Source organism: Acidithiobacillus sp. TH-A36, assembly GCF_057473445.1.
Window position 1 is genome coordinate 1 of the sequence record NZ_JBYCKP010000100.1, and the last position, 2,186, is coordinate 2,186.

Consider the following 2,186-nt stretch of genomic DNA (forward strand, 5'->3'; position numbering starts at 1 on the left):
TATGCTGCCCAGAACATTCCGGCGGAATTCCAGGCGGAATATGGTCAGGGCGTCAGTGCGCTGATGCCCAACGGTTATTCGGCATCATTGGCGCAATGGTCACAGGATGAACAGAACCAGGTCCAGAACGTCCTGCAGGATTACCATATGACGGAGAGCAACTTTGCCAGCACACAGGCTACCCTTCAGCAGCTGGAAAGTGCCGGGCAGTCGGCCAGCGGCCGCAAGGCGGTACTGGATGCGGCCAACCAGATTGCAGGACTGCAGGTGGAACAGATACAGAGCCTGCAATCGACCATCATGCAGGGCAACAGCGCCATGCTGAAATATATACAGAACAGAAATATTGAAACCAATCAGAAACAGCAGAGCATCAAAGGCTGGCTCAATGGAGCCGGCAATGATGCTGACCAGAACCTCATGTAAGGAGAAAGAAAGATGCGTAAACGCTGGATACTGATACCCATAATATTGTCTCTGTCGGCCTGCTCGCACCCCAATCAGGGGCCATACCCCGGCAAAACGGCTGACTGGTATAAAGCGCACGAGCCTCAAGCTGAAGAACAGGCCAAATGGTGCCTGAAAACGGGAACCAAATCTGCGAGCTGCAAGCTGGTGATGGGTCCAGTGGCCCATTATTTTGCGCAACATTCTTTCCTGGGTGGCGCCGGGAAAGATGCCGACCAGAAACTGATGTAATCTCCGCAAGGAATCACCATGCGACTACGCTCTTTAACCATCTGGTATCCCATCGTTTTGGGGGTTCTGGTTTTCTGCTGGACCCCGGACGCCCTCGCCGGAGTACTCGGATATATCAAATCCGACATTTCCGGCAACTCGGGCAGCTGGATGTCACGCATGGAAACGGCTGCCAGTCACCTGTTTTTTGCCCTGGCAGGACTGGAGTTCGTCTGGTGGGGCATCACCCGACTGGCCAAAGGCGGAGAGGTGGGTGATGTCCTCGTGGGAGTCATGATGAAAGTCACCACCCTGGGATTTTTCTACACTTTCATGACAGAGGCTCCCCAATGGGTGCCGGACATCGTTCACAGCTTCATGGAACTGGGACAGCAGGCCGGCGGCACAACAGCCACCACACCGTCCCAGATTTTCAATCTGGGCGTGGATGACGCGGGGAATATCATCAACAGTCTTTCCAAGCTCGCACCATCCTTCTGGAAGGATGTGACGGACCCGGGTGGCGCCGCTGCCAGCTATACGCTATCAGCCATCATCATCGGCCTGTGTGCCCTCACGATGGTTCTGGCTTTTGCCCTGATTGCCCTGCAGCTGCTGATTACCACAATCGAGATGTATATCGTGGTAGGCGGCGGCATTGTCCTGACTGGCATGTTTGGCAGTCGCTGGACCCTGCCTATTGCCGAGAAGTACATCGGTTATGCGGTGCAGGTCGGCATCAAGCTCATGGTGATTTATCTGATTGTGGGGCTGGGATCGGAAGTATCCGGCCAGCTGATGACCGCGTTCTATGCACAGATGAAAGCCGGAGATACGGTCACACCTTTTCTGAACGTGGGCTTTGGTGCCCTGATTTTCGGGGTCATTGGTTATATGGCTCCGGGTTTTGCGGGTTCACTGATGTCTGGTTCTCCCTCCATGTCCATGAGCAATGTAATGCCTGCCGCCGCTGCAGTTGGTGGTGTGGCTGCCGCACCCTTCATGGCAGCGGGCGGCGCGGCATTGGGAGCTGCGGCGATGGTGGCCAACAGAACCCTCAAAGCTGCATCCGGGTCGGGGAATGCCATCAGTGGTGGCTCTGGAGGGCTTTCGGGACTGGTGGGTGGAGTTGGCAGTGGCGGCGGTGTAAGTGCCGCGCTCAAGGGCCTCGGTGGTCAGGCAACCGGGGCAGGAATGAAAGCTGCCGGTGCCGGCATGCAGGCAGGAGGTGCGGGAATGCAGGCAGCAGGCAAGGGCATATCCGCAGCAGCGGGTGCGGCCGGTGCCGGAATTCGCGGGGCATCAGCGGCTGCCAATGCGATTCCGGTGGCTGGACAGGCGATTGCAGCAGCCGGACAGGCAGCCGGCGCGGGTGTGGAAATGGCCGGCAAGGCCGCCGGCAAAGGAATGAATATCGCTGGTCAGGGGATGCAGAAAGCCGGTCAAATGACCCGGAAGGGCGGAGAAATCACCCAGAAGGCTGCTGACAATGCCCTGAAGCAGTCTAA

3 protein-coding genes are annotated in these 2,186 nt (G+C 57.2%); all 3 read left to right on the forward strand.

Annotated elements, in window-relative coordinates:
* On the forward strand, window positions 1-426 hold a 426-nt coding region (locus AC2VLY_RS02885), incomplete at its 5' end, for a TrbJ/VirB5 family protein (protein ID WP_486921735.1).
* A 12-nt stretch (window positions 427-438) separates the two neighbouring features.
* A complete protein-coding gene (locus AC2VLY_RS02890) occupies window positions 439-699 on the forward strand; it encodes an EexN family lipoprotein (protein WP_486921736.1) in 261 nt (86 codons plus the stop codon).
* An 18-nt stretch (window positions 700-717) separates the two neighbouring features.
* On the forward strand, window positions 718-2,186 hold a 1,469-nt coding region (gene trbL / locus AC2VLY_RS02895; RefSeq protein WP_486921737.1), incomplete at its 3' end, for a P-type conjugative transfer protein TrbL.